21 protein-coding genes are annotated in these 25994 nt (G+C 60.3%); 12 read left to right on the forward strand and 9 right to left on the reverse strand.

The window, feature by feature from the left end; genetic code table 11:
• Nucleotides 1-315 precede the first annotated feature (315 nt).
• Nucleotides 316-891, forward strand: a complete 576-nt coding sequence (locus tag AB4N53_RS14110) for a PadR family transcriptional regulator (RefSeq protein WP_460121218.1) — start codon at nucleotides 316-318, stop codon at nucleotides 889-891.
• Nucleotides 888-1676, forward strand: a complete 789-nt coding sequence (locus AB4N53_RS14115; RefSeq protein WP_460121220.1) for a siderophore-interacting protein — start codon at nucleotides 888-890, stop codon at nucleotides 1674-1676. Before AB4N53_RS14110 ends, AB4N53_RS14115 begins: the two co-directional genes overlap by 4 nt.
• A gap of 121 nt (nucleotides 1677-1797) precedes the next feature.
• Here the strand turns inward: AB4N53_RS14115 and AB4N53_RS14120 are convergent, their stop codons facing one another.
• Both AB4N53_RS14120 and AB4N53_RS14125 read right to left on the reverse strand, forming a co-directional pair.
• Nucleotides 1798-2436, reverse strand: a complete 639-nt coding sequence (locus AB4N53_RS14120; protein WP_460121222.1) for a Pr6Pr family membrane protein — start codon at nucleotides 2434-2436, stop codon at nucleotides 1798-1800.
• A gap of 1 nt (nucleotide 2437) precedes the next feature.
• Nucleotides 2438-2668 (reverse strand): VF530 family protein, encoded by a 231-nt coding sequence (locus AB4N53_RS14125; protein ID WP_073473244.1) that lies wholly within the window; start codon nucleotides 2666-2668, stop codon nucleotides 2438-2440.
• Nucleotides 2669-2837: 169 nt separating this feature from the next.
• Between AB4N53_RS14125 and AB4N53_RS14130 the strand changes: the two genes are divergently transcribed.
• The 8 genes from AB4N53_RS14130 to cmoB all read left to right on the forward strand — a co-directional run bounded on the left by AB4N53_RS14130 (nucleotide 2838) and on the right by cmoB (nucleotide 12997).
• The gene (locus AB4N53_RS14130; protein ID WP_160292038.1) at nucleotides 2838-2978 is read left to right on the forward strand and encodes a hypothetical protein; all 141 of its coding nucleotides are present in this window, start codon (nucleotides 2838-2840) and stop codon (nucleotides 2976-2978) included.
• Nucleotides 2971-4332: a carbohydrate porin gene (locus tag AB4N53_RS14135; protein WP_460121225.1), complete on the forward strand. Its 1362-nt coding sequence runs from the start codon at nucleotides 2971-2973 to the stop codon at nucleotides 4330-4332. Before AB4N53_RS14130 ends, AB4N53_RS14135 begins: the two co-directional genes overlap by 8 nt.
• Nucleotides 4333-4554: 222 nt before the next feature.
• Nucleotides 4555-6963 carry a glucose/quinate/shikimate family membrane-bound PQQ-dependent dehydrogenase gene (locus AB4N53_RS14140; RefSeq protein ID WP_460121227.1) on the forward strand — a complete coding sequence of 803 codons (2409 nt, stop codon included), beginning with the start codon at nucleotides 4555-4557 and terminating at the stop codon, nucleotides 6961-6963.
• 316 nt (nucleotides 6964-7279) lie between these two features.
• On the forward strand, nucleotides 7280-7732 hold the full coding sequence (locus AB4N53_RS14145) for a hypothetical protein (RefSeq protein ID WP_460121229.1): 453 nt from the start codon (nucleotides 7280-7282) through the stop codon (nucleotides 7730-7732).
• Nucleotides 7733-8074: 342 nt separating this feature from the next.
• Nucleotides 8075-10489 (forward strand): endopeptidase La, encoded by a 2415-nt coding sequence (gene lon / locus AB4N53_RS14150; protein WP_460121231.1) that lies wholly within the window; start codon nucleotides 8075-8077, stop codon nucleotides 10487-10489.
• Between the two features lie 215 nt (nucleotides 10490-10704).
• The gene (locus AB4N53_RS14155; RefSeq protein WP_426783916.1) at nucleotides 10705-11097 is read left to right on the forward strand and encodes a protease inhibitor I42 family protein; all 393 of its coding nucleotides are present in this window, start codon (nucleotides 10705-10707) and stop codon (nucleotides 11095-11097) included.
• A 203-nt stretch (nucleotides 11098-11300) separates the two neighbouring features.
• Nucleotides 11301-12044: a carboxy-S-adenosyl-L-methionine synthase CmoA gene (gene cmoA / locus AB4N53_RS14160; RefSeq protein ID WP_460121233.1), complete on the forward strand. Its 744-nt coding sequence runs from the start codon at nucleotides 11301-11303 to the stop codon at nucleotides 12042-12044.
• Nucleotides 12041-12997 carry a tRNA 5-methoxyuridine(34)/uridine 5-oxyacetic acid(34) synthase CmoB gene (cmoB, locus tag AB4N53_RS14165; RefSeq protein ID WP_460121235.1) on the forward strand — a complete coding sequence of 319 codons (957 nt, stop codon included), beginning with the start codon at nucleotides 12041-12043 and terminating at the stop codon, nucleotides 12995-12997. The genes cmoA and cmoB overlap by 4 nt, the downstream gene beginning before the upstream one ends.
• 336 nt (nucleotides 12998-13333) lie before the next feature.
• Here the strand turns inward: cmoB and tadA are convergent, their stop codons facing one another.
• From tadA to treP, 7 genes are all read right to left on the reverse strand, one after another.
• Nucleotides 13334-13831 (reverse strand): tRNA adenosine(34) deaminase TadA, encoded by a 498-nt coding sequence (gene tadA, locus AB4N53_RS14170; RefSeq protein ID WP_460121237.1) that lies wholly within the window; start codon nucleotides 13829-13831, stop codon nucleotides 13334-13336.
• Nucleotides 13831-15207, reverse strand: coding sequence for a multicopper oxidase family protein (locus AB4N53_RS14175; RefSeq protein WP_460121239.1), 1377 nt, complete (start codon nucleotides 15205-15207; stop codon nucleotides 13831-13833). The genes tadA and AB4N53_RS14175 overlap by 1 nt, the downstream gene beginning before the upstream one ends.
• Nucleotides 15208-15319: 112 nt before the next feature.
• Nucleotides 15320-15616, reverse strand: coding sequence for a PTS transporter subunit EIIB (locus AB4N53_RS14180; protein ID WP_434766624.1), 297 nt, complete (start codon nucleotides 15614-15616; stop codon nucleotides 15320-15322).
• Between the two features lie 2 nt (nucleotides 15617-15618).
• Complete coding sequence (ptsP, locus tag AB4N53_RS14185; protein ID WP_460121241.1) at nucleotides 15619-18147, reverse strand: phosphoenolpyruvate--protein phosphotransferase; 2529 nt, start codon at nucleotides 18145-18147, stop codon at nucleotides 15619-15621.
• A 50-nt stretch (nucleotides 18148-18197) separates the two neighbouring features.
• Entirely contained in the window at nucleotides 18198-19421 is a 1224-nt protein-coding gene (locus AB4N53_RS14190) for a carbohydrate porin (protein ID WP_460121243.1), read from the reverse strand.
• Nucleotides 19422-19525: 104 nt separating this feature from the next.
• On the reverse strand, nucleotides 19526-21172 hold the full coding sequence (gene treC / locus AB4N53_RS14195; RefSeq protein WP_460121245.1) for an alpha,alpha-phosphotrehalase: 1647 nt from the start codon (nucleotides 21170-21172) through the stop codon (nucleotides 19526-19528).
• Between the two features lie 119 nt (nucleotides 21173-21291).
• A complete protein-coding gene (treP, locus tag AB4N53_RS14200; RefSeq protein ID WP_460121248.1) occupies nucleotides 21292-22734 on the reverse strand; it encodes a PTS system trehalose-specific EIIBC component in 1443 nt (480 codons plus the stop codon).
• A gap of 235 nt (nucleotides 22735-22969) precedes the next feature.
• Here treP and treR point away from each other — a divergent pair, with 235 nt between their 5' ends.
• Both treR and AB4N53_RS14210 read left to right on the forward strand, forming a co-directional pair.
• Nucleotides 22970-23674 carry a trehalose operon repressor gene (gene treR / locus AB4N53_RS14205; protein WP_460121250.1) on the forward strand — a complete coding sequence of 235 codons (705 nt, stop codon included), beginning with the start codon at nucleotides 22970-22972 and terminating at the stop codon, nucleotides 23672-23674.
• A 174-nt stretch (nucleotides 23675-23848) separates the two neighbouring features.
• Nucleotides 23849-25966 (forward strand): TerD family protein, encoded by a 2118-nt coding sequence (locus AB4N53_RS14210; protein WP_460121252.1) that lies wholly within the window; start codon nucleotides 23849-23851, stop codon nucleotides 25964-25966.
• Nucleotides 25967-25994: the final 28 nt, after the last annotated feature.

A 25994-nucleotide genomic window follows, 5' to 3' on the forward strand; every position in this document is an offset into this window, starting at 1 on the left:
AAGAACAAAAAACAGATACTTGCGTTATTCGCTGTAAGTTGCGCCCTACACACAGTTATCCTGAAAACACCACACAGCAACTTTGCCGCTTTAGATCAGCAACTTTGGTGACATTAGAATATATACTCAAGAGCAACTAGAGCGATAACTTTAACTCCCAGGTTACCGCGCCGCCGAGCAGCAAAAAAACCGATCCACTGTTTTTTTCCAGCGATCGACCACTCGTCCGCCGAGGCAGCACGCAGGGAAAAAAATCTTGCGCGAACCTTAAGATATATCTTAAGTTGTATCTAAATACGACGAGAGAGAAGTGAAATGAGAGACCATCATTCCCCCCACCGCGAGCATGGCGACGGCCGCGACGGCTTCGAGAAGCGCCCCGGTCGCGAACGCGGCGGCCGCGGCCCTCGGGTGTTCGCCCCCGGTGATCTGAAATTGCTGTTGCTGGCATTGATCGCCGAACAGCCATGCCACGGCTACGACCTTATCCGCCAGATCGAAGGCATGTTCGACGGCGCCTACAGCCCCAGTCCCGGGGTGATCTACCCGACGCTGACCTTTCTGGAAGAGAGCGACCTGATCGTCGGCGATGCCAAGGCCGGCAAAAAACGTTACAGCGTGACCGACGCCGGTCGTCTGTCTTTAAGTGAACAGGCCGTGGCGCTCGACGGCGTGCGCATGCGCATCGATGTCAGCAAGCGCTCGCTGCGCGGCCATGATCGTCCGGCGGAAATCCATGAAGCGGTGCACAACCTGCGCCATGCCCTGCAGTTGCACCACGGCCGCTGGAGCGCCGAAGAAATCCTGCGCGTGCGCGACCTGCTCAACGACACCGCCAAAGCCATCGTTGACGGCCCTGCCGTACAACCTGCCCCGGAGAAAGCCGAATGACAGCAGTCGATACTCAAACCATTCACCGTGTGATGCACGAAATCAAACGGCGCAAGCTTGAAGTGCTGCGCGTCACCGACCTGACCCCGCGCATGCGCCGCATCACTCTTGGCGGGCCGGAACTGGCGGGGTTCATCAGCTTGGGCACGGACGATCACGTCAAACTGCTGTTCCCGCAGACCGCCGAACAGGCCGCAGCGCTGGAGACAATGCAGCTCGGCGCCGGCAAGGACAACGGTCCGATGCCGCAAATGCGCGACTACACACCGCGTCGCTACGACCTGGAGAAAATGGAGCTGGACATCGATTTCGTCCTGCATGGCGATGGCCCTGCCTCGACTTGGGCGGAGCAGGCACAGCCGGGGCAATTCCTGCACATTGGCGGGCCGCGCGGGTCGATGATCGTGCCGGACATCTTTGATAGCTACCTGCTGATCGGCGACGAAACCGCCCTCCCCGCCATCGCCCGCCGCCTCGAAGGCCTGGCGGCGAATCGCAAGGCGCTGGTGGTGATCGAAGTGGAAAACGGCGCCGAGCAGCAAGTGCTGGAAAGCGCCGCGCCGTTCAATGTGATCTGGGTGCTGCGCGAAGGTGGCAAGGACAACCTGCTGACCACGGTCAAACAACTGCAGGTGCCAAAGGGCAATCTGTATGCGTGGGTGGCGACGGAAACCAAGGTCTCACGGCAGATTCGCCGGGTGCTGATCGATGAGCATGGACTGGATGAGCAGTTCATCAAAGCGGTCGGCTACTGGCGCGCGGAAGGCTCTGAGCAAGACGAGTGATCTCTTCCTGCCCCCTATCACCCTTGTGGGAGCGAGCCTGCTCGCGAAGGCGCCAGCACAGCCGAAAGATTTGCTGACTGACGCTTCGCATTCGCGAGCAGGCTCGCTCCCACATTGGATCTCAACTTCGTGCGGACAATCTGCGGTCGAGGCCGATAATCAGCAGGCCCACCAGCACAAACCCCAGCAATATCCCCCCGGCATTCGCCAGCACCTGTGGATAACCCAACACCGCCACATCTATGAACGGATATGCATACGCACCCAGCAGGTGCCCGCGCAGCATCGCGTAAATGAAATACACCAGCGGATAGATCAGCCATAGCGGCAAGTGCCACAGGCGCAACGTGCCTTTGGGTACGCAGCACCACCAATAGCCGAGAAACAGCAGCGGCATGACGTCGTGGAGCAACTCATCGGCAACAAACTGCCAGCCTTCGGGATGCCACAAATGCCGCAGCAGAATGCTGTAGGCCAGACCGACCACGGCGATGCTCACGGCTATGCCACTGCTGACCCACGGTTGCAGTAACCAGCGCCGCGCGGCGGATTCGCGCTCACTCACGGCGCAGGTCAGCACCGTCGCCACCAGCGTGTTGGTCAATATCGTGAAGTAACTGAAGAAACCCACCAGCCCGCCCAGCAGGCTGGCGCCGATGCTCAATCGTGCGAAGAGAATCAGGTACAGCTGAATCGTCAGACCGGCCCAGCCCAGAACGGCCAGGCAAGTGATCAGGCGTTGCCGCCTCGCGCTGTCCATCTCAGAGTGGTCGCTTGGTGCGCATCAGCTTGACGTACAGGCGCTCGACCTTCTCCCGCGCCCACGGGGTCTTACGCAGAAAGGTCAGGCTCGACTTGATGCTCGGATCGCTCTTGAAGCAACGGATGTCGATGCGCTCGGCGAGCCCCGACCACTCGTAGTGGGCGACCAATGCATTGAGGATCTGTTCGAGGGTCACGCCATGCAGCGGATCGGGGGATTGTTCGTTCATGCCGGGCCTTTGGGCGAAGTGGAAATGCGTAAAGCCGCGCACCTTAGCCGAGGGGCTGAGCGGGTGGAAGGCCTTCCTGCAAATGTAGGCCAACCCGGGAAGATCGCAGGCTGACAGCCGCCCGACAATGCGCCCGTTTGCCGCACTGTTACCGAATCCGAAACGCTGCATGTCTGCAAAAGCCCTTTCTCAATTTGTTACAGATCATTATCCTGCCGCCCTTCCGCTGAAACGCTTCACTGCCTGCGACAATCTGAAGCGCTCGGCCTGCACCCGTAAAACATCAAAAAAAGACTTTATTCATGGCTGATTTTTCCTCCTTCCGAGATAGCGCTACCCTCGCGCTGCGCACCTTCGGCGGCTGCACCGCCCTTGGCCTTGCCACCTGCGTCCAGGCAGCTCCAGCCTTCGACAGTGAGTCACCGTACATGCTCGGTGACTGGAACGGCACGCGCGCAGAACTCGCGGAAAAAGGCTACGACTTCAAACTCGATTACACCGGCGAAATGGGCAGCAACCTGCACGGCGGCTATGACCACGACCGCACCGCGCGCTACAGCGATCAGTTCGGCCTCGGCACCCATCTGGATCTGCAGAAGATCCTTGGCTGGAACGACGCCGAGTTCCAACTGACCATCACCAAACGCAGCGGCAACAACATCAGCAATGACCGCATCAACGACCCGCGTGTTGGCGGCTTCACTTCGGCGCAGGAAGTCTGGGGCCGTGGCCAGACTACGCGCCTGACGCAGATGTGGTACCAGCAGAAGTTTTTCGATCAGAAGCTCGACATCAAGGTCGGCCGGTTCGGCGAAGGCGAAGACTTCAACAGCTTCCCCTGCGACTTCCAGAACCTGGCGTTCTGTGGCTCGCAGGTTGGCAACTGGGTCGGGGGCATCTGGTACAACTGGCCGGTCAGCCAATGGGCGCTGCGGGTCAAGTATCACCTGACGCCGGAGCTGTACGCGCAGGTCGGTGCTTACGAGCAGAACCCGTCGAACCTCGATCGCGGAAACGGCTTCAAGCTCAGCGGCAGCGGCACCCAGGGCGCGATCCTGCCGGTTGAGCTGGTATGGACGCCGAAGCTCAACGGCCTGCCGGGCGAATACCGCGCCGGTTATTACTACAGCAACGCCAAGGCCTCTGACGTTTATAAAGATCGCAATGACCAACCGGCAGCGCTAAGCGGCGAAGCCTACCGCAGCGCGTCGAGCAAGCACGGTGTGTGGCTGGGCCTGCAGCAGCAGGTTACCAGTGTCGCCAGCGATAACAGCCGGGGGTTGAGCCTGTTCGCCAACGCGACGATGCACGACAAGAAAACCAACGCCATCGACAACTACGTGCAGGCCGGCCTGACCTACAAAGGCCCGTTCGACGCCCGCGCCAAGGACGACATCGGTTTCGCCCTGGCCCGCGTCCACGTCAACCCGGCCTATCGCAAGAACGCCGAAATGACTAACCGCGCCAACGCCATCTACGACTACGACAATCCGGCGTTCCTGCCACCGCAGGACACCGAGTACAGCGCCGAGCTGTATTACGGCGTGCACGTGACCAATTGGCTGACCGTACGCCCGAACCTGCAATACATCCGCCACCCCGGTGGCGTGAACGACGTCGACGACGCCCTGATCGGCGGAATCAAGATCCAGTCGTCGTTCTAAAAAACGCCACAAGGCCCTGTGGGAGCTGGCTTGCCAGCGATAGCAATCTGTCTGGCGATTTCAGTGTTGGATGTGCAATCGCCATCGCTGGCAAGCCAGCTCCCACAGGGATCCATGGAATTCATTAGCCGAACAAGTTTTTATCTGAACCATGCCTGCGCCAAATCGTCATCTAAAGTGACTACAGCGCGGGACTACATAAACGTCACGGAGAATCACACTATGAGCACCGAAAGTGCTTCGAGTCGGGGCCGTCTGCTACCGGGCCTGCTCGGCATTCTGCTTCTACTGATGGGCCTGGCCATGCTGGCCGGGGGAGTCAAGCTGAGCATGCTCGGCGGCTCGCTTTACTATCTGCTGGCCGGTATCGGCATCGCATTGACCGGCGTTCTGCTGCTGATGCGCCGTCGTGCGGCGCTGGGCCTTTACGCCATCGTGCTGTTTGCCAGCACCGTCTGGGCGCTGTGGGAAGTCGGTCTGGACTGGTGGCAACTGGTGCCGCGTCTGGCGATGCTGTTCGCCCTCGGTCTGGTGATGCTGCTGCCGTGGTTCCGTCGCCCGCTGCTGCTCAACGGACCTGCCCCGATGGGCACCGGCGCGCTGACCGTAGCGGTGGTGCTGGCCGGCCTGACCGCTGTAGCCAGTCAGTTCACCAACCCTGGGGAAATCAAAGGCCAACTGGACCGCGACAGCGTCGACGGCATGACCAACACCGCCCCGGCCATGCCCGACGGTGACTGGAACTCCTACGGCCGCAGCGCCCACGGTGATCGTTACTCGCCACTGGCGCAGATCACCCCGGCCAACGTGAGCAAGCTGGTCCCGGCCTGGACATACCGCACCGGCGACATCCCGGGGCCGAACGATCCGGGCGAAACCACGGCTGAAAATACCCCGCTGAAAGTCAACGGCATGCTCTACGTGTGCACACCGCACAGCCAGGTGATTGCGCTGGATCCGGACAGCGGCAAGGAAATCTGGCGCTTCGATCCGAAGCTGAGCACGCAGAACGCGGCCAACTTCAAAGGCTGGGCGCACATGACCTGCCGTGGCGTGAGCTATCACGACGACGCGGTCTATGCCTCCGAGCAGAGCCCGACCGGTTCGGCCAGCCCGGCCCCGGCCAGCGCTTGCCCGCGCCGCATCTTCCTGCCAACCGCCGACACTCGTCTGATCGCCCTGAACGCCGACACCGGCAAAATGTGCGAAGACTTTGGCGACAAAGGCCAGGTCGACCTGAGCGCCAACATCGGCGGTTTCAACGCCGGCGGCTACTACTCCACTTCGCCACCTGCGGTCACCAAGGACCTGGTGGTGATTGGCGGCCACGTCACCGACAACGTTTCCACCGACGAGCCTAGCGGCGTGATCCGTGCGTTCGACGTGCACACCGGCAAACTGGTGTGGAACTGGGACAGCGGCAACCCGGACGACACCGCGCCGATTGCCGAAGGCAAGACCTATACGCGCAACTCGCCCAACATGTGGTCGATGTTTGCCGTCGATGAAAAACTCGGCATGCTCTACCTGCCGATGGGCAACCAGACCCCGGACCAGTTCGGTGGCATGCGTACGCCTGAATCGGAACTGCACGCAGCTGGCCTGACTGCGCTGGACATCGCCACCGGTAAAGTGCGCTGGAACTTCCAGTTCACCCACCATGACCTGTGGGATATGGACGTCGGCGGTCAACCGACCGTGATGGACATCAAAACCGCTGACGGCGTCAAGCCAGCGGTACTGGCGTCGACCAAGCAGGGCAGCATCTACGTGCTGGATCGCAGCACCGGCAAAGCCATCGTGCCGATCAACGAAATCCCGGTGCCACAAGGCGCGGTGGAAGGCGACCACACTTCGCCGACCCAACCGAAATCCGACCTCAACTTCATGCCGCCGCCCCTCAAAGAGCGCGACATGTGGGGTGTGACGCCATTCGACCAGATGCTCTGCCGGATCGACTTCAAATCCCTGCGTTATGACGGCCCGTTCACCCCGCCGTCGCTGCAAGGATCGATCGTGTATCCAGGCAACTTCGGCGTGTTCGACTGGGGCGGCATCTCGGTCGACCCGGTGCGCCAGATCGCCTTTGTCAACCCGAGCTACATGGCGTTCCGTTCGAAACTGGTACCGGCTGCAGAAGTTGCCGGCGGCCCGGGTCGCAAGAGCGAAACCGAAGGCGTGCAGCCTAACAAGGGCGCGCCATACGGGGTGATCCTCGAAGCGCTGCTGTCGCCGATGGGCCTGCCTTGCCAGGCGCCAGCGTGGGGTTATGTGGCGGCGGTCGACCTGACCACCAGCAAAACCATCTGGATGCACAAAAACGGCACCGTGCGCGACAGCTCGCCGGTTCCGATCCCGCTGAGCATGGGCGTACCGAGCCTGGGCGGCACCTTCACCACCGCCGGTGGCGTGGCCTTCCTGAGCGGCACCCTCGACCAGTACCTGCGCGCCTACGACGTGAAAAACGGCAAGCAACTGTGGGAAGGCCGCCTGCCAGCCGGCGCGCAAACCACTCCGATGACGTACACCGGCAAGGACGGCAAGCAATATGTGCTCGTCGTCGCCGGCGGTCACGGCTCGCTGGGCACCAAGCAAGGTGACTATGTGATTGCTTACAAACTGTCTGAGTAAGCGTTAGCGACAGGTAAAGAAAAGGCGATGTTCTGCAAGGGACATCGCCTTTTTTGTGAACGCAATTTGGCAAGCAATGGAAAACCTGTGGGAGCGAGCTTGCTCGCGAAGGGGTCAGCGCATTCGGCAGTTGGAGTGACTGACACTGCGCTTTCGCGAGCAAGCCTGCCTTGATCAGACCTACACATCCTATATAACTCCGACCAAGAAGCCTCATCGCGAACAAGTATAAAAACCTGTCAGAGATGACAGTTTCCAGGTTTTAACTTCTGGCTCAGTCTTCCTGTTCCAAATTAATCAGGCACAGGAAACACCCATGACGAATGCAAAGGCTTCTCCAGCAATTTGGGTAAACGGTACGCTTAACGTTGATGTAAAAGGCACCATTGGCGGCACGTCGGTCACTCTGACCAGCTTCCTGTCGACCAGCATTTCTGCGTCTCCCAGCGCACTGGGCGGTTACGATTTTTCTTTCGAAGATAACCACGGTTCTTCGAACAGACGCTCCCTCTCCCTCTCGCTTCGCGAGCTGCTGGCCCCTTCAATCGCTGGCTACTTTGAATATGTCGTGACCGAACGAGGTATTCAGCCTTATGACTATGAAGTGACATCCTCTTCCAGCGTTGCCGTAAGCAAACTCAATAGCGGCCTGTACTTATACTCCCTCGATAATTTGCAAATCTCCGCCACGGCAGTCCACGGTGATGAAACGCGTGAGCTCACCGGTAACGGATACTTTTTTCTTCAAGAGCTGACTTACCCTATCTAGCAAGCAGGTCGGGATCTCAGTCATCGGGATAATCGTGCGTCTGCCTTTGCGTCATATGGAGGTAACTGACGGAAGACGCACGCCGACGTGAAATACCGAGCCGAGCTCAAGTTCTGAAACAAATCAAAACCCGCACTTCACCACTCAACAGGATGAGCGCAAGCTCCGCTCCAACAGATAGCCCCCCCAAAAAACCCAACGACATGGTCGGTGCAAAGGCCGCCAAGTCTTAAGAAAAACCCTGTCATAACCCTGAACACACAAGCAGAAACACCCCCGCCCCATTGAAACCACCTCACCCCTGCCCCATCTAAGACCCATACCCCATTGCGCAGGTGCCCCATGACCGACCAGCAAGATCGCCCGGACAACCACGACGATTACGAAACCGACCACATCGAACACACCTCCTCCGGCACCGGCCTGGCGCTGCCCGGGCAAAACCTGCCGGACAAGGTCTACATCATCCCGATCCACAACCGCCCGTTCTTCCCGGCCCAGGTCCTGCCGGTCATCGTCAACGAAGAACCGTGGGCCGAGACCCTCGAACTGGTCAGCAAATCCGAACACCATTCCCTGGCCCTGTTCTTCATGGACACGCCCCAGGAAGACCCGCGCCACTTCGACACCGGCGCCCTCCCCGAATACGGCACGCTGGTCAAGGTTCACCACGCCAGCCGCGAGAACGGCAAACTGCAGTTCGTCGCCCAAGGTCTGAGCCGTGTGCGCATCAAGACCTGGCTCAAGCACCACCGCCCACCGTATCTGGTCGAAGTCGAATACCCGCACCAGCCGACCGAGCCGACCGACGAGGTCAAGGCTTACGGCATGGCCCTGATCAACGCGATCAAGGAACTGCTGCCGCTCAATCCGCTGTACAGCGAAGAGCTGAAGAACTACCTCAACCGCTTCAGCCCCAACGATCCGTCGCCGCTGACCGACTTCGCCGCCGCCCTGACCTCGGCCACCGGCCCCGAGCTGCAAGAAGTGCTCGACTGCGTGCCAATGCTCAAGCGCATGGAAAAAGTCCTGCCGATGCTGCGCAAGGAAGTCGAAGTCGCGCGCCTGCAGAAAGAGATTTCCGCCGAAGTCAACCGCAAGATCGGCGAGCATCAGCGCGAGTTTTTCCTCAAGGAACAGCTCAAGGTGATCCAGCAGGAACTTGGCCTGACCAAGGACGACCGCAGCGCCGACCTCGAGCAATTCCAGCAGCGCCTCGAAGGCAAAACCCTGCCGGCGCAGGTGCAGAAACGCCTCGAAGAAGAAACCCACAAACTGTCGATCCTCGAAACCGGCTCGCCGGAATACGCGGTCACCCGCAATTATCTGGACTGGGCAACTTCGGTGCCGTGGGGCGTTTACGGCGAGGACAAACTCGACCTCAAGCACGCACGCAAAGTCCTCGACAAGCACCACGCGGGTCTGGACGACATCAAGGATCGCATCCTCGAATTCCTCGCAGTGGGTGCCTACAAAGGCGAGATCAGCGGTTCGATCGTGCTGCTGGTCGGCCCGCCGGGCGTGGGTAAAACCAGCGTCGGCAAATCCATCGCCGAATCCCTCGGGCGGCCGTTCTACCGCTTCAGCCTCGGCGGCATGCGCGACGAAGCCGAAATCAAGGGCCACCGCCGCACTTACATCGGCGCGCAGCCGGGCAAACTGGTGCAGGCGTTGAAAGACGTCGAGGTGATGAACCCGGTGATCATGCTCGACGAGATCGACAAAATGGGCCAGAGCTACCAGGGCGACCCGGCTTCGGCGTTGCTGGAAACCCTCGATCCTGAGCAGAACGTCGAATTCCTCGACCACTACCTCGATCTGCGCATGGATCTGTCGAAGGTCCTGTTCGTCTGCACCGCCAACACCCTCGACTCGATCCCCGGCCCGCTACTCGACCGTATGGAAGTGATTCGCCTGTCCGGCTACATCACTGAAGAAAAAGTCGCCATCGCCAAGCGTCACCTGTGGCCGAAACTGCTGGAAAAGGCCGGCGTGTCCAAAGGCAGCCTGAGCATCAGCGACACCGCACTCAAAGCCTTGATCGACGGTTACGCCCGTGAAGCCGGCGTGCGTCAGCTGGAAAAGCAAATGGGCAAATTGGTGCGCAAAGCGGTGATGAAGCTGATCGACGACCCGAAAGCGGTGATCAAACTCGGGCCGAAAGACCTCGAAGCCTCGCTCGGCCATCCGGTGTTCCGCAACGAACAAGTGCTGTCCGGCACCGGGGTCATCACCGGCTTGGCGTGGACCAGCATGGGTGGCGCGACCTTGCCGATCGAAGCCACGCGGATTCACACACTCAACCGTGGGTTCAAACTCACCGGGCAACTGGGTGATGTGATGAAGGAATCGGCAGAGATCGCCTACAGCTACGTCAGCTCGCACCTCAAGCAATTTGGCGGTGACGCGAAGTTCTTCGACGAAGCCTTCGTCCACCTGCACGTACCGGAAGGCGCGACCCCGAAGGACGGCCCGAGCGCGGGCGTGACCATGGCCAGCGCTCTGCTCTCCCTCGCACGCAATCAACCGCCGAAAAAAGGCGTGGCGATGACGGGCGAGTTGACGCTGACCGGGCATGTACTGCCGATCGGCGGCGTGCGCGAGAAGGTGATCGCAGCGCGCCGGCAGAAGATTTTCGAGTTGATTCTGCCGGAGCCGAACCGGGGTAACTTCGAGGAATTGCCGGACTACCTGAAGGAAGGGATTACCGTGCACTTTGCCAAGCGGTTTGCGGATGTGGCGAAGGTGCTCTTCTGACAATCATGTAGTGCCTGCTATATCGCTTTCGCGAGCAGGCTCGCTCCCACAGGGTGATGCGGTGAATACAAAAACTGTCGACACCGCTTATCACTGTGGGAGCGAGCCTGCTCGCGAAGGCGGCAACTCTGGCGATGCCAATTTCCCGAACGTCACACTTCGTCTCATCTTCAGTTATGCTCGCCGTTCGTCGTAACCGCCGGAGCTGCTGACCCATGTCCCCCACTCGCCTGTTTCTCCCCCTCGCCCTTTCCTTGCTGGCCGCTTGCGCCACGCAACCGAAACACAACGTGACCGTGGAAAAACAAAGCGAATGCCCCGTGCGGCTCACCACCGGGCAAAACCTGATCATCAGCCTGCCAAGCAACCCGACCACCGGCTACCGCTGGGCGATTCAGGATTCCGCTGGCGGCGTATTGCGTGCGCTCAGCCCCGAGGTTTACAGCAACCCGGAAGATGCAGGCGTGGTGGGCGCAGCGGGGGTTTCGACCTGGCGCTTCCAGGCCTTCGCAGCCGGCACCGGGCGTTTGCGCCTGACCTCGCAACAACCGTGGGCACCGGAAGTGCTGCCTGTGGAAACCTTTGACTGCGCGATTTCCGTGAACTGACTGCGGCAAACCGCGCTGGCTTCTTCGCGAGCAGGCTCGCTCCCACAGATCACCATGATCCCCTGCGGGAGCGAGCTCGCAAAAGCCATATCCCGGACGGCGAGAATTACACCCGGTTCGGTGCTTTATCAGACAACCCAAGCATCCCCGCGCCACTTTGGCTAAAATGCCGGCCTTTTCCATCGACACCGCCGGAAACCGCCGTGAGCAAAGAACCCGATCGCCTATTCGCCCAGCCTTTGGCCCAAGTGCCTGACTTCGCCTTCAACGAAGACGTGGTGCGGGTGTTCCCGGACATGATCAAGCGCTCGGTGCCGGGTTATCCGACCATCGTCGAAAACCTCGGCGTGCTCGCCGCGCAATTCGCTCAGCCCAACAGCGTGCTTTACGATCTCGGCTCGTCACTGGGTGCCGTGACTCAAGCACTGCGCCGCCACGTGCGCACCGACGGTTGCCGGGTCATCGCTGTGGATAACTCGGCGGCGATGGTCGAGCGTTGCCGCGAGTACCTCAACGGTCAGGATTCGATGTTTCAGGAATTGCTGCCCGTCGAAGTCATCGAAGGCGACATTCTCGCCCTCGATTTCCAACCTGCCTCGGTAGTGGCGCTGAACTTCACCCTGCAATTCATCGCCCCGGACCAGCGCACCGCGTTGCTCTCGCGCATTCGCCAATCGTTGATGCCCGGCGGCGCGCTGATTCTCTCGGAGAAGCTGCGCTTCAACGATGCCGAAGAGCATGCGCTGCTCACCGATCTGCACGTGGCGTTCAAACGCGCCAACGGCTACAGCGAACTGGAAATCGCCCAGAAGCGCAGCGCCATCGAAAACGTCATGAAGCCCGACAGCCTCGAAGAACACCGCGAACGCCTGCTGGCCGCCGGCTTCTCGAAAGTCGTGCCGTGGTTCCAGTGTCTTAACTTTGCCTCGTTGATTGCCTTGCCATGATTGATCTGTCCCCCCTCGCCCGCCGTCTGGCCGGTACACCGCTGGCCGAATGGGCCAACACCCTGCAAGCGCAACTCGACAAGAAAATGGAGAAAGGCCACGGCGATCTGGAGCGCTGGCAAAGTGCGCTGGATGCGTTGCCGAAGATTCAGCCGAGCGAAGTCGATTTGCTCAATGGCCTGACACTCGACACCGATTGCGACGACGACACTCGCGCACAGATGCGCACCGCGCTGATGGGACTGTCGCCGTGGCGCAAAGGGCCTTTCGATCTGTTTGGTGTGCATGTCGACACCGAATGGCGCTCGGACTGGAAGTGGTCGCGCGTCTCCCCACACCTGGACCTGAAGGGCAAACGCATTCTCGATGTCGGCTGCGGCAACGGCTACTACATGTGGCGCATGCTCGGCGCCGGTGCCGACAGCGTGATCGGCGTCGACCCGAACTGGCTGTTCTTCTGCCAGTTCCAGGCGGTGCAGCGTTATCTGTCAGAGCCGAATGCCTGGCACCTGCCGTTCCCGTTCGAAGACCTGCCGCCGAATCTGGAAGGCTTCGACACGGTGTTTTCCATGGGCGTGTTCTACCACCGCCGCTCGCCGATCGAGCATTTGCTGGCGCTGAAGGATTGCCTGGTCAAGGGCGGCGAACTGGTGCTGGAAACCCTGGTGGTCGAAGGCGACAAGCATCAGGTGCTGGTGCCGGAAGATCGCTACGCGCAGATGCGCAACGTGTGGTTCTTGCCGTCAGTACCGGCGCTGGAATTGTGGCTGCGACGGGCCGGGTTCACCGATATTCGCTGCGTGGATGTCAGCACCACGACGGTTGAGGAACAGCGCGGCACCGAATGGATGAAGTATCAGTCGCTGAGCGATTTCCTTGATCCGGCGGATCACAGCAAAACGATCGAAGGGCTGCCGGCGCCGATGCGGGCGGTGATTGTCGCGAAGAAGTAACCCAATCTCACAAAGAACTGATATGCCCGCTCCCACATTTCAACCGTTGAAATGCGCGCTTTTGTGGGAGCGGGCTTGCTCGCGAAAGCGGTGTGACAGACACCATTGATGTTGAATGTGCCGACGCCTTCGCGAGCAGGCTCGCTCCCACCTTTCAATCGCATGTCTAGCGTTGGAATACGCCTTTTGTGGGAGCGGTGTCGTAACCCCAGATCACATGCGCAGCCGTGCCCATGTGGGAGCGAGCCTGCTCGCGAAGAGGGTGTGTCAGGCAATACATTCGGTGACTGACAGAATGCCTTCGCGAGCAGGCCCGCTCCCACAATGAATCCGTGTTTATTCAGCGGGTTTTGTGCGTCTGGCGCGGAAAAATTCGGTCAACACTGCCCCACACTCTTCAGCCAGCACCCCACCCTCATACAACACCCGGTGATTCAAAAAGCCCTGGGTAAAAAACTGCCCCTGACTTTGTACAATCCCGGCTTTGGGCTCCAGCGCGCCATACACCACCCGCGCCACCCGCGAATGCACGATCAGCCCCGCGCACATGCTGCACGGTTCCAGCGTTACATACAGCGTGCTGCCCGGCAGGCGATAGTTATCCACTGCCTGCGCCGCCGCGCGGATCGCGACCATCTCCGCATGGGCACTCGGGTCGCTGGTGCTGATCGGGCAATTGAAGCCGCGTCCGATGATCTCGCCGTCCTGCACCAGCACCGCGCCTACCGGCACTTCGCCGAGGGCTGCGCCTTGTGCTGCGAGTGTCAGGGCTTCGCGCATGAAGTCGCGGTCGCGGCTGCGGTCCATGATCGCCGCCGGGCGGATCTGACGCATCACTTCACCTCGATCGCGGCCATCAGGCCGGTTTCCATGTGGTCGATGACATGGCAATGGAACATCCACACCCCCGGGTTATCCGCCACCAGCGCCACTTGCGCACGCTCGTTCTTGCCCAGCAGATAGGTGTCGGTGAAATACGGAACGACTTTGTGCCGGTTCGACGCGATCACCTTGAAGCTCATGCCGTGCAGGTGGATCGGGTGCTGGTATTGGGTCATGTTCTTCAGTTCGAAAATATAGCTCTGGCCCAGTTTCAGACTGGCGATCGGTCGGTCAGCACACGTCTTGTCGGTGATGTCCCAGGCCTTGCCGTTGATCTGCCACAGGCTCGGCGGTTTGCCGTTTTCGGTATTCACCGAAACCGAGCCGACCCATTCGAAATTGAAGTTGAGTTTCTCCGCATTGGCCAGATCCGGCTCGGCCACCGGGTTGGCCGGCAGCGCTTTCGGCCAATCCGTCGGCGCATCGGTGTTGGCGACTGAACGCAGCGTGCCCAGACGCACCGGGCCATTGCGCAGCGACAACTCTTCGCCCGCCGCCGGTGCCTTGATCGCCAGGCAAATGCGCATGCCGGGGCCGAGCCAGTATTCCTTGCCCAATGGCCGAGGCTCGACCGGGTTGCCATCCAGCGCGTAGATTTTCGCTTCAACGCCAGGAATATTGATGCGATAGGTCAGGGTGTTGTCGAGGTTGAGCAAACGCACCCGGGTGATCTGCCCGGCCGGCAGATCAATCACCGGCAACGGCACACCATTGATCGTCGACAGGCGCCCCGCCGTGCCGGCACGGGCTGCTTCGCGCGGGATGCTGAATTCAACAAACTGACCTTGCTCGTCGACATGCCAGTTCTTCAGGCTCAGGGTTTTCTCGTACTTGAAACCGGTGGGCTCGCGCTCTTCGATGATCAGCGGCCCGACCAGCCCGCGACCCAGTTCTTCACTGCTGCTGACATGCGGGTGATACCAGTAGCTGCCGGCGTCCGGCACGCGGAATTTATAGTCGAAGTATTCGCCCGGCAGCACCGGCAGCTGCGATACGTAGGGCACGCCGTCCATTTCCAGCGGCAGGCGGATGCCGTGCCAGTGAATGGTGGTCGCCACCGGCAGATGGTTGATGAAACGCACCCGCAACCATTCGCCCTGACGCACGCGCAGCTCGGTGCCCGGCGCCGACGGACCGAACGCCCAGGCCTCGGTCTTGTGGCCCGGCACCAGCTCCACGTCGAGCGGCGCGGCGATCAGTTCATAGTCGTGGCCGGCCTCGGCGTCGGCCATTTTCCCCAGCCAGTAACGCGACGCGCCTCCCGCGCCTACGCCAACGACAACAAGACCGGCCAGGCCACCGAGGATTTGGCGACGGGTAAAGGACATGAACTCAACTACCTCACGTATCAGCGACGGACCCCGAGGGATCCGCAAAAAGGCGAATACGATACACCCGCAGTTGAGAAACAGTAAGGGCGACCTGCGGCCGCACGTCTTGTCAGCCCTGCGCGCGCAGCCCGGTGATCAGGTGCAGCACGCCGCCTTCAAGGCACATGACGCCCGCCACACCGGCGACACTCAGCGCCTGACGGTCGATCCGCGCCTCGTCATGCAGCGCCACCCGCACCCGGGTCAACGCCACCGGCTGCTGTGACTTGAGGTTAGCCACACCGCCCAGCGCGGCAACAACTTCTGCGCTCAATCCGGCCACCGGATCGACGGCGGCTTTCACCTCATCCGGGACCAGATCTGGCGTCAGTGCTTTCCAGAATGCCTGCTGCAATTTGTCGAACATGTTCAATTCTCCATAACCGGCGAGGCATCGACTTTCGCCCCATGAAACTGCTGCAAGGCTTCGCGCACGTCACCGGCGCTTTCCAGGTTCGAGACTTGTTCGGCGATGATCCGACAGTCCGCCAGAGTCACTTCGCGCACCGCCGACTTGATCGCCGGAATCAACGGCACGCTCACCGACAGCTCATCCACGCCCAGTCCCAGCAACAACGGCACCGCGAGACGTTCAGACGCCATGGCGCCACAGACGCCGACCCATTTGCCGTGGCTATGCGCAGCCTTCACCGTCATGGCAATCAGGCGCAGTACCGAAGGATGAAAGCTGTCCGCCTGGCTGGCCAGACGCGGGTGATCACGATCCATGGCCAAGGTGTACTGGGTAAGGTCATTGGTGCCGATGGAGAAAAAATCCACGTGAGGCGCCAGCACATCGGCCATCAGCGCAGCGGCGGGCACTTCGATCATGATTCCCAGTTTCGGCAGTTGCGCCAGGCCCAGCACTCGCGCCTCCTGTTCGAGAATCTGCCGCGCCAGACGCAGCTCGGCCAGATTGCTGACCATTGGCAACATGATGTGCAAACGCGTCAGTTCACAGCAGGCGAGGATTGCGCGGAACTGCTCACGCAACAATTGCGGGCGCTCAAGGCACAGGCGAATGCCGCGCAAACCAAGGAAGGGATTGGTTTCGCTGTCCATCGGTACATAGGCCAGCGGCTTGTCCCCGCCGACATCGAGGGTGCGCACCACCAGATTGTGTGCCCGCCCGATGGTGCGGGCGATGGCGCTGTAGGTGGCCACTTGTTCATCGTGGCTCGGCGCTTGCTGGCGCCCCAGGTAGAGAAACTCCGAACGCAGCAGGCCAACGCCACTCGCGCCCAGCTCCATGGCCTGGGCGGTTTCGCCCTGCGAGGCAACGTTGGCGGTGACTTCGATGTGCTGACCGTCACGGGTGCAGGCCGCCTCGCTGGCCTGGGCCAGTTCCTGCTGATGACGCTGGCGCTGGCGCTCATGCCGCGTGCGCAATTGATCGATGGACTCGGCGTCCGGGTGCAACTGCAATTCGCCTTTGTCGGCATCAAGCAGCACCCGCGTGCCGTTGCCGAGCCCGAGCATTTGCAGCGGCATACCGCAAATCGCCGGCAAGCCGCAGGCTCGCGCGAGGATCGCGACATGGCTGGTGGCGCCGCCGCCAACGGTGGCAAACCCGAGCACCTTGCGCGTATCGAGCCCGGCAGTCTGTGAAGGAGTCAACTGATCGGCGATCAGAATGGTGTCGTCCGGCAACTCCAGCGTCTGCTCGTGAACACCGAGGATCAGCTTCAGCACGCGCTGGCCGACATCATCCAGATCCGCCGCACGTTCGGCCAGCAAGGCGTTGCCCAGCGAGCGAAACATTGCCGCCGTTGCGTCGGTGCTGGTCTTCCAGGCAAACGCCGCGCTTTTGCCCGCGTCGATCAGCGCCCTGGCCTGATCCAGCAGGCTCGGGTCGGCCAGCAGTTCCTGATGCGCCTTGAAAATCTCCGCCTGCGCCTGGCCGCTGGCGGTGTCACGTAGATGTTGCAAAGCCATGTCGGCTTCGATCAGTGCCTGGCTCAACGCCTCCAGTTCGACTGGCGGCTCGGCGCCGAACTCGTTGACCATGAGCGATGCTTCGACGATCTGCATGACTTGCCCCAGTGCCGAACCGGGCGAGGCACAGACACCGCGCAGGATGTTCGGCATTTCTGCGGCGACGACTTCGACTGGCGCGGGCGCCGTGACAGCTTCGCCGCAGCCTTCAGTCAGCAAGCGGGTCAGCGCTTCGACAGCCGCCTCGGCGTCTTCACCTTCGGCGCTGACCCGCACGCTGTCGCCATGGACCGTCTGCAAAGCCATGATCGCCACCAGGGATTTGCCATTGGCTTGCGCTTGCAGTTTGTGCAGATGGATGGTCGCTGAAAATGCTTTCGCCGCTTGAGCGAATACTGCCGCCGGCCGCGCGTGCAGACCATTGGGATTGGGCAGGTTGATCGGCGGCGAGAACATCGCATCGCCCGGCAGCGGCGCTGGATGTTCGCCGACGGCTGCGCCGACCACGACGTCCAGCACTGGCTGGCCCACCTCGACCCACCCGGTTGAGCCTACGAGTGAATCGAACGGCTCGCCGCTGACCACCAGCATCAAGGTCAACAAACTGCGCGCATGCAGGGCAATGTAGTCAGCATCGAAGTCGATCAGCGCCTGCCCCGCTTCGACCCGCTGCCCGGCTTCAACGCGGCGGGTGAATCCTTCGCCGGCGAGATTCACCGTGTCCAGGCCGATGTGCATCAACACCTGAACACCCGCATCATTGGTGATGGTGAGCGCATGCCCGCTGGCCTGCACATCACTGACCACGCCGGCCAATGGTGCGCAGAGGGTTGACGAAGTCGGGTCGATGCACAAACCGTCGCCGATGATCCGCCCGGCAAATACCGGGTCGGGGACCTGATCCAGCGCCATCAGCACGCCGGATAAAGGAGCCAGCAGCTGCAATTGTTGGGGTGTGGCCATGACATCACCTGAGCTTGTATTGATTGAATGAGCGGTCGCAGCCGCTTTGCTTATTTCCACCAGTATTCAACCTGCAGCCCGACATTGGCGCCGTGCCGTGCGTTGCCGAAGGCCCCCGTGTCGGACAGCGCCGAACCTTTGGCCAACAGGTTGGCGGCACGCTTGGCCGCCTGATTCCAGCTGGCATAGGTGTAATACAGACGCACTTCAGGGCGCGCCCAGAATTCCGGGCCTTTGGGTGACCACGTCGGCGCGAAGGTGAATTTGCTCAGCTTGCGCGTGCCGTCCGCCGCCTCGACCTGGTCGTGACCCAGTTCGGTCACCAGTTTGAACTGCTCGCTCAGCGCATAGGCCGGGCGTACGCCGAGCGACAACCAGTTCTGGTCGGCGCCGCCCTGACGAATATCCTTTTGATACACCGCCTGGAATTGTCCGCCAAAACGCGGCGTCATTTGCCAGTCGAAGAACTCGACGATGCGATAGCTCTTGTTGCGGTCATCGAGCCTGACGTTACCGGTATAGCCCAAACCGGTGCCCGGCCCTTCACCGTATTGCAGCGCCAGTTTGTTCTTGCCGCCGAAAAAGGCCTGCTGCACGTGCTGAGTGGTGATCGCCCAGCCACGGTGGGCGTCGCGACTGTCGGGCTTGTCGATGTAGCTCAGGCCAAACTCCAGTTCACCGCCCGGGTTACTGTTGAAACCGCCGACGTTGAAGTCGTGCCGATTGATGTAATCCTTTTGGTAAAGATTGTCCTTGCGCGAAAAGGCGTAGCTGTATTTCAAGCCACCGATCAACACGTCTTCGATACCGCCGCCGGTGGCGCTCTGGTTCCAGTAGTAGAAATCGGAAATGTGGATGTCGTTGCGTTTGTAGTAGCGCCGCCCCGCCCACAGCGAGCCACCATTGAGCGCAGGCATCGCCGACCATTGTGCGTACGCCTGCGGCAAGCGAATCGAGCCGTTGTCTTCCTTGAATGTCAGGCTGCGATCGTAGCGGTTGTACAACGACGCCATGCCGTCGACGCTCAGCACCGAACCGTCGTCGAGGGTGTACAGATCCTGGCGCAACTCGAGCTCGCCGTACTGCTCGCATTCGTTACCAAGGCGATATTTGGTCTGCGCGCCAGGCAACTGGAAACACGACTGGCTGCTGCTGTTGACCGAAGTGCCGACACCGCTGCGCAGATAGCCGCCAAACTCCAGCGCCTGTGAAGACGTAGGCATTGCCAGACAAAATCCGGCGACTGCCAAGCTATAATTCATGGTTGTTTTCATATGCCACCCATTGTTTTTATTGTGTGGTCGCAGGAATTCAGCGCGCACAAATCCCCCGCGCAGCGTTCTGCGTGTTTTTTCAAAGGTTGTTATTCAGTTAAAAATCAGGGGTCGGTCAGGTGCAGCACAAAGGATTCGTAAGGTCGCAAGTGCAGCAACCGTGTGCGTTGCGGACAGTCCGGGTAGTTGCTGATCAACAAACGCTGTTCCTGGGATTCGTCGATCAGCGCCGGTAGCTCGACATCACACTCGGTGCCATAGAAGTTGTTCACCACCAGTAAACGTTCACCCGCCCCCTCGCGCAGGTACGCCCAGACTTGTGGGTGCTCCGGCAACAACTGGCGATAGACGCCGTCGGAGATCAGCGCTTCAGTGCGGCGCAAGGCGATCAGGCGGCGATAGTGATGCAGCACCGATTCCGGGTCGTGCAGTTGATGGGCGACGTTGATCTGCGCAGCATTGGCCGGCACGCCAATCCAGGATTCACCACTTGTAAAACCAGCATTGTGCCCGGCATGCCAGTGCATCGGCGTGCGCCCGTTGTCGCGGGATTTCTGCATGATCGCCGCCATGTTGTCGAGGTCGCTTGCCCCCGCTTCACGCTTGAGGCGAAAAATATTCAGCGTCTCGACATCGCGGTACTGCTCGATGCTCTCGAAGCCGGGATTGGTCATGCCCAGTTCTTCACCTTGATAAACGAACGGCGTGCCCTGCAGAAAGTGCAGCGCCGTGCCGAGCATCTTCGCCGACAGCTCGCGGTGTTCGCCGTCAGTGCCGAACCGCGAGACCACGCGTGGCTGATCGTGGTTACACCAGAACAGCGCATTCCAGCCGCCGCCCGCCTGCATGCCGGTCTGCCAGTCGGAGAGAATCTGCTTGAGCTGGAGGAAGTCGAAATCGGCGCGGACCCATTTCTGCAGGTTCGGGTAATCGACCTTCAAGTGATGAAAGTTGAAGGTCATCGACAATTCTTTTGACTGCGGATTGGAGTAGCGGATGCAGTGTTCGAGGCGGGTCGACGACATCTCGCCGACGTTGATCAGCTCATGCCCCTCGAAGACTTCGCGGTGCATTTGCTGCAAGTACGCATGCACGTTAGGCCCATCGGTGTAGAAGCGCCGACCGTCGCTGTCATCTTCGGGGAAGTCCGCCGGTTTGGAGATCAGATTGATCACGTCCAGACGAAAGCCTCCGACGCCCTTGTCGCGCCAGAAACGCATCATCTTGAACACTTCGTCGCGGACCTTGGGGTTGTCCCAGTTGAGGTCGGCCTGAGTGTGGTCGAACAGGTGCAGATAGTATTGGCCGGTCTGCGCCTCGTATTCCCAGGCCGAGCCACCGAACTTGGATTCCCAATTGTTCGGCTGGTCGCGCCAGATATAGAAGTCGCGGTAAGGGTTGTCGAGGCTGCTGCGCGCCTGCTGGAACCAGACATGCTCGATGGAGGTGTGGTTGACCACGATGTCGAGCATCAGCTTGATTCCGCGTTTGCCCGCTTCGGCGATCAGCAGTTCGCAATCGGCCATGCTGCCGTAGCTCGGATCGACCGCGTAGTAGTCGCTGATGTCGTAGCCGTTATCGCGCTGCGGCGAGCGCAGGAACGGCGTGATCCACAGGTAATCGACCCCCAGCCATTGCAGGTAATCGAGCTTGGCGACGATGCCGAGCAGGTCGCCAGTGGCGTTGCCCGCATGGCTGTGAAAGCTCTTCGGGTAGATCTGGTAGATCACCGAACGTTGCCAGTCTTGCATGGCGAATTTTCCTCTTGAATATCAGGAGCCGTGTAGGAGCTGCCGAAGGCGGCGATCTTCTGATTTTGAAAGGCAAGATCAAAAGATCGCAGCCTCCGGCAGCTCCCTACAGTTGAATTTCAGGCAACCCGGTAACCCGGACGGACGATCTTCATGCTCAGCACGCAGGTCAGGGCAAACGGCACGAGCATCGCAATCAGCATCCCGATGACGAACATCGGAATGAACTGCGGAATGATCGAGATGAAACCGGGAAGGCCGCCAACGCCAATGGCCGAGGCCTGGATCTTGTTCAGCGAGAGGAACATGCAACCCAGCGCCGAACCGGCCAGCGCGGCGTAAAACGGAAACTTGTAGCGCAGGTTGACGCCGAACATCGCCGGCTCAGTGATTCCGAAGTAGGCGGAAATCGCCGAGGTCGAGGCCATGCTCTTGTCCCGCGCATTGCGCGTCATCCAGAACACCGCCAGTGCCGCACTGCCCTGCGCCAGATTGGACATGACAATCATCGGCCAGATGAATGTGCCGCCCTGGCTGGAAATCAGTTGCAGGTCCACGGCGAGGAACATGTGGTGCATGCCGGTGATCACCAGCGGCGCATACAACAGGCCGAAAATCAGACCGCCCACCAGCGGCGCCAGATCGAAGAGCATCACCAGCCCTTCGGTGATGTAGATGCCGATATGCCGGGTCACCGGGCCGATGATCGCCAGCGCCAGCACGCCAGTGACAACGATGGTGGTGATCGGCACCACAAGTAATTGCACGGCGTTGGGCACTCGCGCCCGCAGCCATTTTTCGATGACGCTCATCACGTACGCCGCCAGCAGGATCGGCAGGATCTGCCCTTGGTAACCGACCTTTTCCACCTGGAACAGGCCGAGAATGTCGAAATACGGCAGCTGCTGCCCATCCAGTCCGGCAACGGCCTTGCCGTAGTTCCAGGCGTTAAGCAGGTCAGGGTGCACCAGCATCAGACCGAGGACGATGCCGAGGATTTCGCTGCCGCCGAAACGCTTGGCCGCCGACCAGCCGACCAGCGCCGGCAGGAACACAAACGAGGTGTTGGCCATCAGGTTGATCAGGCTCCACAACCCGTCGAGGTTGGGATAGGCATCGAGCAGGGTCTGGCCCTCGATGAACATGCCCTTGGCGCCGAGCAGGTTGTTGATACCCATCAACAGGCCGGCAATGATCAGCGCCGGCAGGATCGGCATGAACACATCGGAAAACACCCGCACCAGCCGCTGCATGGCGTTTATCTTCTCGGCGCTTGTCCGTTTAACGTCGGCGATGGTCGACGCCGCGAGACCAGTCTGTTGGCGCAGTTCGGCGTAGACCTTTTCAACATCGCCCGGGCCGATGACCACCTGATACAACCCGCCGGTGAAGAACGAGCCCTTGACCAGATCGACGCCATTGAGTGCGGCCACATTCACCAGCGCCGGGTTCTTCAACGCCAGGCGCAAGCGCGTCACGCAATGCGCCGCCTGCTCGATGTTGTCGCGGCCACCGAGGCTTTCCAGCAGTTCCTTGGCGATGTTCGGATAGTCATGGCTCATGCTTGTTCTTCCGTCGTGGATTGTTGTTATTGGCAGCACGCCGAGAGGAAAAATACTCGTCTGTACGAGTTAATGCAACAACTCGTCTGTACGAGTTTGTGTGCGTGGATGAACATCAGATCAGCAGGGATTTTTCCTACTTGGACCTAAGATGTTTTCCGTCCTCCGCATGGACAAAGCCCTACCCTACCCTTAAGGTTCAGGGTTTTGAGCACCGTCGGCACAGAACCCAGCCATGAGCAAATACAACCAGATCTACAGCGATTTGCTTGCCAGCATCACCACCCAGCGCCTGGAGCGCGGCGCCCGGCTGCCCTCCGAAACCGAGCTGATGGACACCTATCAGGCCAGCCGTGGCACTGTGCGCAAGGCTATCGATCAGTTACAGGAGCGCGGGTTTGCCCAGAAGATTCACGGCAAAGGCGCGTTCGTATTGTCGACCAACCCGATCGAATTTCAGCTGGGCGGCATCGTCAGTTTTCAGGAGACCCACCCGCGCTTGGGCAACGACGTCAGCACCGAAGTGGTCGAGATGTGCCAGGTCCCGCTGGAAGGTGCGCTGCTCGAACACATCAACGCCGAGCCCGGCAGCCCGATCACCCGCATCAAGCGGGTACGGCGCATCGACGGCAAGCGCGTCATCCTCGACATCAACCACTTCGTCAGCGCAGTGATTCCCGACCTGTCTGCAGACATCGCCGAACATTCGATCTACGCCCACATCGAACAGACCCTGCAACTGCAGATCGCCTACGCCCAGCGCACCATCGAAGCCGTGCCGTCCAGCAAAGACGACCAACAACACCTGGACCTCGACGGCCAGAGCCATGTCATCGTGGTCAGCAACCAGACCTTTCTGCAGGACGGCCGCCAGTTTGAATACACCGAGTCACGGCATACGCTGGACAAGTTCTATTTTTCGGATGTGGCGCGGCGCTGACATTCGCTAACAGGCGAGCCCGTTTCAAAATATGTGATTCGCTGACAAACCAGACCGACCTCCGCTAATATGCCGCCGTGGCTATGGAACACCTTCCTTCTACCCCTCTGAACTAGGGGTTCCGCTCTCCACACCGCGCCTGCTTATTGCAGGCGTTTTCGTATCGATTGCGCAGTGAGCTTCACCTCACTGGAAACGGCGACCAAGGAAGAAATCATGATGAATCAGGAGCTGTTCCTGCGGCGCCGTACAAAACTCCATGTCCCAGCGGGTACTGGCGGAGCCACACGCGCGCAGGTCGCATCGGCTGTCAAAGAAGTCGCTGCGTTCCGATGTGTACTTTCCGAGTCGCTGATCGAGCAGATCGGCTTGCTCTCTGCGGTAGAACTCAAAAATTGGCTGCGTGAAGTCATTCGCGTCCTGCGGCGTCGCAGCGGTGCTCACGTACATCACCGACCGTTTTATCCTGACTTCCCCAATCAAGTCCTCGAAGCGACAGAGGCGGAGTTGTATCTCAACGCTGTCATTCACTACCACACACTTCGGCGCCTGCCACCCAGCGAACAGGTTCGGCCAGCCATGCTTGAAGGCAACTTCATCCATTGGGTTATCGAACCAGGAAGTGTCAGCGAGTTCGAGGCATTGCTCGAGCCGCTGGTCTCATCGCGCACCTCGCTGTCCGAAGAGGAAGCCGCGGATGTCACTTGGTTTATCCGAACTTACAGAAACGACGTGTTCCGTCTGCTGCCCGAGACTATCCCGTTCCGCGAGATTCGCGCGTTGGTTGGCGGCGCGCTGATCCTGCATATCGGTGACGATGCCCGGGTCGAGGAATTCCTTGAGCAAAATGTCGAAACTGCAACCGACGTGCTGCGCGTGGCGATCGCACTGCATGGCGGAGACGTATCGCTGGCAACGGCTCTGACGCGCTTTAGCAAAATGAAACGTTCGATGCGTCGCAAGCTGTTGCGCCTGCTCGACCGCATGCCCAACGCTACCGAGGATGTGATGCGCCAGGCGGAACGCTGGAAACGTCTGGCCGAAGTCCTGCATCCAGGCGATTACGCTGAGAAGTATCCGCGGGCATTCGCGGCCATCACCGCAGCGCGACGCAACGATCCACCGGCCTCGTTCGGGTCGCGTGTCGAAACCATGCTTGCCCAGCACCAGATCGCCGCGCTTACGTCGGTGCTGCAGGATCGTCCCGGAGAATTCGCGCGCCGTCTGGACGTGATGTTACGGCGTGCCACAGAACCGGACGCGGTGCTCGACGCCTTTGCGGCTGTCGCGGCGCAAGTGTCCTCACCGGTGCTGCTGCAATTGCTGGCCCAGGTAAATGCCCCGCGCCCCCTGCCCTTGCGGGCGTTCACACCTAAAGGAGCGCTGGCGAAAGTCTTCGGCACTGCTGATCGTCGAGAGTCGATCGCACCGCAGGTATTGGCACGTGCCGCACAGATTTGCGAGAACGCCCTGATCGCGCGTTTCACGTTGCTGCCACCACTGGGACGTTGTTTCATCGATCCGGCATTGCGCGACTACCGGGTGCCACTGGCACAGCGCGCCGCAGCGAAGTCACTGCGAACACTTGTACGCGGCAGTCGCTTGCCAATGCCCGACACGCGATTCATTCGCCTGTTCCTCTGGTGGAAGAATGGTCGTGACCGCACGGACATCGACTTGTCGGCCGCCTTCTTCGACACCGACTTCCTCTTCAAGGAAGCGGTCGCCTATTACAACCTCAAAGGTTATGGCGGTTACCACAGCGGCGACATCGTCGACGCGCCTAATGGCGCTTCCGAGTTCATCGACCTCGACCTTGATGCTCTCGTCAAAAAGGGCGTCCGCTATGTCGTTACGTCCCTCAACTCATTTACCCAGCAGCCATATTGTGACCTTCCTGAATGCTTCGCGGGCTGGATGGCCCGTGCCGACACTGCATCGGGGGAAGTGTTCGAGCCTCGCTCCGTGGTCGACCGCATCGATATCGCCTCCGATACGAGTATCTGCCTGCCCTTCGTGATGGACCTACAGGAGCGACGCATGATCTGGGCCGATCTGGGGCTGACTTCATCGCCCCGCTGGAACAACGTCGACAATAACCTCAGCGGAGTTTCGTTGATGCTGCGCGCCTTGGTGCATACACCAAGGCCGGATCTGCACACACTTTTCGATTTACATGTGCGGGCACGAGGCGAACGAGTGGCCTCTGCAGAGCAGGCGCAGAGGGTGTTCGCACCTGAACAAGGGCTGACGCCGTTCGATACGGATCTGATTCGGTCTGAATATCTTTGATATCTGCGGCAGATTTGCTGGCTACTGA

The sequence above is a fragment of the Pseudomonas sp. H3_E04 genome (genome assembly GCF_054668915.1).